Source organism: Ruegeria conchae (genome assembly GCF_000192475.1).
In the GTDB taxonomy this organism is placed as follows: Bacteria; Pseudomonadota; Alphaproteobacteria; order Rhodobacterales; family Rhodobacteraceae; genus Ruegeria; species Ruegeria conchae.
In genome coordinates, this window is the sequence record NZ_AEYW01000013.1 from 525,703 (window position 1) to 532,506 (window position 6,804).

Annotated in this window: 7 protein-coding genes; 5 read left to right on the forward strand and 2 right to left on the reverse strand. The window is 58.3% G+C overall.

All coding sequences use genetic code 11. The features are described 5' to 3' along the window. Window positions 1-29: 29 nt before the first annotated feature. Window positions 30-455, reverse strand: a complete 426-nt coding sequence (locus G7G_RS0114565; protein ID WP_010442169.1) for a DUF2852 domain-containing protein — start codon at window positions 453-455, stop codon at window positions 30-32. A 157-nt stretch (window positions 456-612) separates the two neighbouring features. Here G7G_RS0114565 and G7G_RS0114570 point away from each other — a divergent pair, with 157 nt between their 5' ends. Genes G7G_RS0114570 through G7G_RS0114590 form a run of 5 tightly spaced genes read left to right on the forward strand, consistent with a single transcriptional unit; the run spans window position 613 to window position 5,833 of the window. Then, complete coding sequence (locus tag G7G_RS0114570) at window positions 613-1,002, forward strand: nuclear transport factor 2 family protein (protein ID WP_259462629.1); 390 nt, start codon at window positions 613-615, stop codon at window positions 1,000-1,002. Next, complete coding sequence (locus G7G_RS0114575) at window positions 999-3,791, forward strand: [protein-PII] uridylyltransferase family protein (protein WP_010442171.1); 2,793 nt, start codon at window positions 999-1,001, stop codon at window positions 3,789-3,791. The genes G7G_RS0114570 and G7G_RS0114575 overlap by 4 nt, the downstream gene beginning before the upstream one ends. Then, window positions 3,778-4,050: a hypothetical protein gene (locus G7G_RS0114580; protein ID WP_010442172.1), complete on the forward strand. Its 273-nt coding sequence runs from the start codon at window positions 3,778-3,780 to the stop codon at window positions 4,048-4,050. Before G7G_RS0114575 ends, G7G_RS0114580 begins: the two co-directional genes overlap by 14 nt. Window positions 4,051-4,091: 41 nt before the next feature. Next, window positions 4,092-5,294, forward strand: coding sequence for an RSP_2647 family RNA methyltransferase (locus G7G_RS0114585; RefSeq protein ID WP_010442173.1), 1,203 nt, complete (start codon window positions 4,092-4,094; stop codon window positions 5,292-5,294). Beyond that, window positions 5,291-5,833: an RSP_2648 family PIN domain-containing protein gene (locus tag G7G_RS0114590; RefSeq protein ID WP_010442174.1), complete on the forward strand. Its 543-nt coding sequence runs from the start codon at window positions 5,291-5,293 to the stop codon at window positions 5,831-5,833. Before G7G_RS0114585 ends, G7G_RS0114590 begins: the two co-directional genes overlap by 4 nt. Window positions 5,834-5,901: 68 nt before the next feature. On the opposite strand, the gene G7G_RS0114595 is transcribed toward G7G_RS0114590, so the two are convergent. Beyond that, a complete protein-coding gene (locus G7G_RS0114595; protein ID WP_010442175.1) occupies window positions 5,902-6,591 on the reverse strand; it encodes a M48 family metallopeptidase in 690 nt (229 codons plus the stop codon). Window positions 6,592-6,804 lie beyond the last annotated feature (213 nt).

Below are 6,804 nucleotides of genomic sequence, written 5' to 3' on the forward strand. Positions count from 1 at the left end.
CCCGACAGGCGGGACAGGGCAAGTTCAGATCAGACGGGTTTATTTTCATCGTCTGCGTCGTCGCGATTGTCGCGGGCGCGTTCGTCCATGAACTCGTCGAATTCGGCCTTATCCTTGGCTTCGCGCAGGCGGTGCAGGAAGGCCTCAAAGTCCTTCTGTTCACGTTCGAGCCGCGCCAGCGTGTCAGCCTTATACGCGTCAAATGCGCTGTTGCCCGAAGGTTTCATGGCGCTCATGTGACTGTTCCAGGAAGAACGGCGGCTGCAGGATTTGCTGAACATGCGTTTGCTCCAGATCATATAGGCAAGGAAGGCAAGGCCGATCGGCCAGAAGAAGATAAAGCCAAGGACCATTGCGGCGATCCAGGCGCCTTTGCCTTTGCTGTCAAGCCAGGCTTCGCTTCGGTGCAGCCACCCCGGGTTTTGGGGAACGGCGTGGTCGGACAATGCGGTCATTTTGCTCTCTCCAGTTAGGATGTAAATACTTTTCACATTTCCTAGATGGGAGGGGCCGATCGGCAATGCAAGGGGTGTATGTGAAAAAGATTTACATTTAATGGATCATCGCTCTTGATTGGTTGACGCGGTCGCGGATCGGGCGCAATTTCAGCTCATGCAAGATATTGAAAATAAACCCGCCCCATCACTTGATCAGATTCTATCGTTGGAGAAACAAGTGTGGACTGCGCTTGTTGAAGGGAACGCCGAGGCGGACCGTGCCTTGCTGAGCTCAGATTTTCTGGGCGTCTACCCATCCGGGTTTGCAAATCGAGATGATCACGTGGGCCAGTTCGCGGATGCGCCGACGATGGCACAGTATGAACTCAGCGACACCAGACTGCGTGTTTTGTCGGCGGACATAGTTTTGCTCTCGTACCGCGCAGATTATCGGCGACCCGACAGAGAAGAGTGGGAAGCGATGCTGATCTCGTCACTTTGGGAGAGGCGGCATGACGTTTGGGTCAACAGCTTCAGCCAGGACACCCCTTTGGATAAAGCATGAGTGACGCTCTCGCCATAAACCGTCTACCGCGTGCATTTCATGCCGAACTAGGGCAGGAAACACGTGCTGCACTGCCCGATCTGACGGCCGAACAGGGTGAGTTGATCGCAGGAACTGCTGGCTCCAGCCCTTATCTTAAGGGATTGATCGACCAAGAACGGGACTGGCTGCCGCAAGCGCTGCAGCAACCAGACCAGGCATTGGCGGATGTGATGGAGGCGGCTCGGAAGCTGCCATTGGATCAATTGAAACCCGGTCTACGGCAGGCAAAACGACGCATGGCTTTGTTGACGGCCATCGCAGATCTGGCGGGTGCGTGGCCGTTGGAAAAGGTGACTGCTGCACTGACCGATTTCGGAGCGCTGGCCGCCGATGTAGCAGCGAAGGCCGAGATTGCCGCACTGATCCGGCGTGGAAAGCTGCCGGGCATGACTGAAGACGATGTCGAAACCGCTGGCGGTATGGTCATTCTGGCGATGGGCAAGATGGGTGCGCACGAGCTGAACTATAGCTCGGATATCGACCTGATCGTGATGTTCGATGAAACACGTTTCGACCCTGATGATTTTTACGAGGCCCGGCAGGGAATGGTGCGCGCCACACGAAACTTCTGTGCGACGCTCAGCGACAAAACGGCGGATGGTTATGTATTCCGAACTGATCTGCGCCTGCGCCCTGACCCGGCAGTCACGCCAGTGTGTCTGGCGATGGAAGCGGCTGAGCGGTACTACGAAAGCCTTGGACGCACGTGGGAGCGCGCGGCCTATATCAAGGCACGACCTTGTGCCGGAGATATCACGGCGGGGCAGAGATTTTTGGATGCGTTGCGCCCGTTCGTCTGGCGCCGGCACTTGGATTTTGCTGCGATTCAAGACGCTCATGACATGCGTCTGCGCATCCGCGAGAATAAGGGGACTGGTGGCAGCCTCTCGATTCCAGGTCATGATATGAAGCTGGGGCAGGGTGGTATTCGCGAGATTGAGTTCTTTACTCAGACCCGCCAACTGATCGCAGGAGGCCGCGACCCTGACCTGCGGGTGCGGGGAACCGTGCCTGGTTTGGCGGCGCTGGCGTCGAAAGGCTGGGTGCCCGAGGATGTCACCGAAAAACTGACGGATCATTACCGCGCCCATCGCGAGGTCGAGCATCGAATCCAGATGGTACATGATGCGCAAACCCACAAGGTTCCAAACTCAGAAGACGGGATCGAACGGGTTGCCTGCCTGATGGGCATCAGTAGTGACGAACTGACCGCCGAGCTGACCCGCCGCCTGACCGAAGTGCACGAATTGACTGAAGGGTTCTTTGCCCCCGGACCGGGCGCGCAGCCCGCGCCGTTACAAGAGGTCGAATTCGACAAGGGTGTTCTGGCCCGCTGGCCCACCTATCCGGCGCTTCGGTCTCAGCGGGGGGCTCGGATATTCGAGCGGCTAAGGCCCGAGCTTTTATCGCGACTGGCAAAGACCGCGAAACCCGAAGAAGCGTTGCTTGCGTTGGACGGGTTTCTTTCTGGACTGCCAGCCGGGGTGCAGCTGTTTTCACTGTTTGAGGCGAATCCGCAACTGATCGATCTGCTGGTCGATATCGTCGGTACATCTCACGCTCTTGCCACCCATCTTTCGCGCAATGCCTCTGTTTTTGACGCGGTGATAGGCGGAAGTTTCTTCAGCGATTGGCCGGGGCTGACTACGTTGCGGGCCGAGCTTACACAGGCCCTGACAGAAGAAGACGACTATGAAACGCAGCTGGATTTTGCGCGTCGCTGGTGCAAGGAATGGCACTTTCGCATAGGCGTGCATCATCTGCGCGGATTGATCAACGGGGCGCAGGCCGGGCGGCAATATGCTGAACTTGCGCAGGCCGTCATCGCGGCGGTGCTGCCTTGCGTTGTCGAGCAGTTTGCCAAGAAACACGGCCCTGCGCCGGGGCGTGGTGCCGCGGTTCTGGGCATGGGATCGCTTGGGGCAGGGCGCATCAACTCGCAATCCGATCTGGACATGATTGTCATCTACGACCCACAGGATCAGGACATGTCTGATGGCCCCCGCCCGCTGGCCACGCGGACATATTACGCTCGGTATACCCAAGCCCTGATCACAGCGCTCAGCGCGCCGATGTCGCAGGGGCGTCTTTATGAGGTCGACATGCGCCTTCGACCTTCGGGCAATCAGGGGCCAGTAGCCACCAGTTGGGGCAGCTTCACCAACTACCAGCAGAATGAAGCCTGGGTGTGGGAACACCTGGCGCTGACCCGAGCCCATGTTGTTGCGGGCGATGCTGAGCTGGCGGAGGATATCGAGACCTTTCGCGCTGAATTCCTGTCGCAACCACGCGATAGGGACATGGTTCTGAAAGAGGTTGCCGAAATGCGCGCCCGGCTTGCTGCCGCCAAAGCACCCGCCGGAGTGTGGGACGCCAAGAACGGGCCGGGCCGCATGATGGATATTGAACTGTTGGCTGAAACCGGAGCTTTGATGGCGGGGCTTCCTCAGCGCGATGTAGCCTCGGGTCTTGACGGCGCGGTCGCAGCCGCGTTGTTGGATGTCGCGCAGGCACAAACCCTCAAGGACTGTTACGACTTATGCTGGTCGGTGCAATGCGCAGCGCGGCTGCTGTCGGGGAAAGTGATTGAGGCCGATAAGATTGGCGAGGGAGGCACAGCCTTCCTGTGCCGGGCCACCGGGTTCGATCAGGTCGAGCAGCTGCAATCTGCCTTGAAGGACAGTTACAGTAGGGCCGCCCAGTTGATCAGCGGCGTGGTTGGGGAGATTGAAGATGGCACGCAATGATGATCCGAATGATCATAAAGGTCTGATCCGCGAGGCTTATCGGATTGAAGGCATCACCTTGCCTGAATGCCGCAGCATCTTTCTAGATTGGGCGCTGAGCCTGCCTGCGGACCGCGATCAGCAACAGGCAGTGAGCTCTCTGCATTCGATTTACTCGGCTCGGGCAGAATACCACCCTATGACGCAGGTACTGGCCGAAGGGCTGCAAACTGCCCAAGCGCCCAAGCGGCGTGGCGGCTGGCGCAATCGCAACCGCTAACAGGGCTTTTACCGCTGCCTATTCGCGACTATGAGGGCGCCATGACAAATTCATCCGAACGCCCCCGTATCCGTTTGAAACCCAAGGCCAACGCGCGTGGCCTTCGCCATGGGTTTCCATGGGTCTATGCCAATGACATCGTGACCGACCGCCGGACTCGAAAAATCGAAGCCGGAGCATTGGCTGTGCTCGAAGATGATAAACGCGCACCCATCGCTCTGGTCGCAGTAAACCCGGCCTCGAAGATCATGTGCCGGGTGCTGGATCGCGATATCGGGACACAGCTGACCGCGGATTGGTTCGAAACGCGACTTCGCCATGCGCTTGAGATGCGCGAAAACTTGTTTGATGCCCCATACTTCCGTCTGATCCATGCTGAGGCGGATGGGTTTCCGGGTGTCATCATCGACCGCTTCGGAGATGCCTGCGTGATCCAGCCAAACGCCGCATGGGCCGAGGCGCATCTCGATGCGCTGACCGACGCGCTGGTCAAAGTCACCGGGGTATCTACGGTGTTGAAAAATGCCTCGGGCCGCACGCGCGGTTTGGAAGGGCTGGACGATCTCAGCCTGGCCCTCCGCGGCACTGCGCCCGAGGCACCGCTGCCGGTGCCCATGAACCGTGCAACATATATGGCCGACCTGACGGGCGGGCAGAAAACCGGCCTGTTTTATGACCAGCGCCCCAATCATGCGTTTGCCGCCAAGCTGGTTCGCCCCGGTGCGCGTGTACTGGATGTTTTTAGTCATGTCGGTGGGTTCGGCTTGGCCATGCTGGCGGGCGGCGCGGCACACGCCGTGTCGGTTGATGGATCGGCAGCCGCTCTGGAATTGGCGGCAAAGGGCGCTGAGGTATCAGGGTTTGCCGACCGTTTTCAGACCCGTCAAGGGGATGCCTTCGATGTGCTGGCCAAGCTGGGGGAAGAGGGTGCAGAATTCGACGTTGTAATCTGTGACCCTCCAGCCTTTGCCCCCTCGAAACAGGCGCTGGACGCAGGCTTGCGCGCGTATGAGCGCATCGCACGTCTGGCAGCACCGCTGGTCAAGCCCGGCGGTTACCTTGGCCTCTGCTCCTGTTCTCATGCCGCTGATTTGGGACGATTCCGTGATGCGTCTTCGCGCGGGATCGGACGCGCAGGGAGACGAGCCCAACTGATCCATACCGGATTTGCGGGCCCTGACCACCCGCAACTGCCGCAACTAGCCGAAAGCGGTTACCTCAAAGCTGTGTTCTACCGGCTGTGAAAGCGGTTCTGGATACCTGCGTCATCTATCCAACGGTGATGCGAGAAATGTTGCTGGGCGCCGCCAAGCTTGGCCATTTTACACCTGTCTGGTCCGCGCGCATCTTGGAAGAATGGGCCCGCGCGGCGCGCAAACTCGGCCCGGAGGGCGAAGTACAGGCACGTGCCGAAATCGCACTGGTTCAGGCAAATTGGCCAGATGCCGAGCATCCTGCCGCACCCGGAGCGGAGCAACGTCTATGGTTGCCGGATGCGGCAGATATCCACGTTCTGGCAACAGCAGTCACAAGCTCGTCGGATGCCATAGTCACCGTCAACGCCAAGGACTTCCCAAAAAACATCCTTGCCGAAGAAGGGCTTGATCGGCGCGACCCCGATGGGTTGCTGCACGGTTTCTGGCTTTCGGATCCAGAAGGCATGTCGCAAATCGCTACCAGCGTTCTGTCAGTCGCCAACCGCCTATCGGGCGATAACTGGACATTACGCACACTGATGAAGAAAGCACGGCTGCCAAGACTAGGCAAAGCGCTCGCCGACTGACGCAGGATTTTCTTCATCTGGCCAAAAATACTCCGGGGTGTGCGAGGGGCTGGCCCCTCGCTTCCAAACTAACCACCAACGCCCCACTTTTGTTCCAACACCTCCAACGCTGCAATCCGCTCATCCGTTTTCGGGTGGCTCATCAGCCAGGCTGGTGCTACGCCTGCACGCTGTTGTGTCAGATCTTCAAGCTTGTGGAACAATGACTTCTGCGGCCCAATCCCAATTCCGGCTTTTGTCAAAAGCGCCGCGGCATACTCATCTGCCTCATACTCGTCGCCACGCGACAATCGCGAGGCCAACAGATGTGTCAGCATATTCGCGATCCACGCACCGATGAACGGAATAAAACGGTTCAACAGCATCATCAACGCCGCCCGCAGCGCATTCTGGCCGGAAAAATCGATCATGCGCCGCCGGGCGTGTCCCAGTGCTACATGCCCAAGCTCGTGCGCGATGACGCTCGCCATTTCTTCTGCCGAAACCTCGCCATTGTGAAACTTTCGATAGAATCCACGCGTAATGAAAATGCGTCCATCAGGGGCTGCCAGACCGTTCACCGGATCGATTTCGTAGATGTAGACTGGCACACGATCGATTTCCAAAGCTGCCGCCAATCGGTCGGTCATACGTTTGAGAGCGGGATCAGCCAACTCAGTCGATTTTGCATCAAGCTCGCGATGCGTGCGCCAAACAGAAATCCGATACATGACGACGGCATAGGCGATGGCCAGCAAGATGGGTGATAATCGGAGCATGTGTTAGATATGGGCGGCCCGCCCTGTAGAGGCAAGCCGCTATTCCAGATACAGGCCCGATTGGAGGGTGTTGCGTAGACGATTGCTACTGACTTGGCGTTGGCAACTGAAGGTTCGAGTGGAACTCTGAAAGCAACTGCTTAGTCAAAGCCGCGCCCTTTGAAGCTTCGAAAAACGCATGTTCGGCCTCTTTCTCTGCGACCAAGGTGTCAA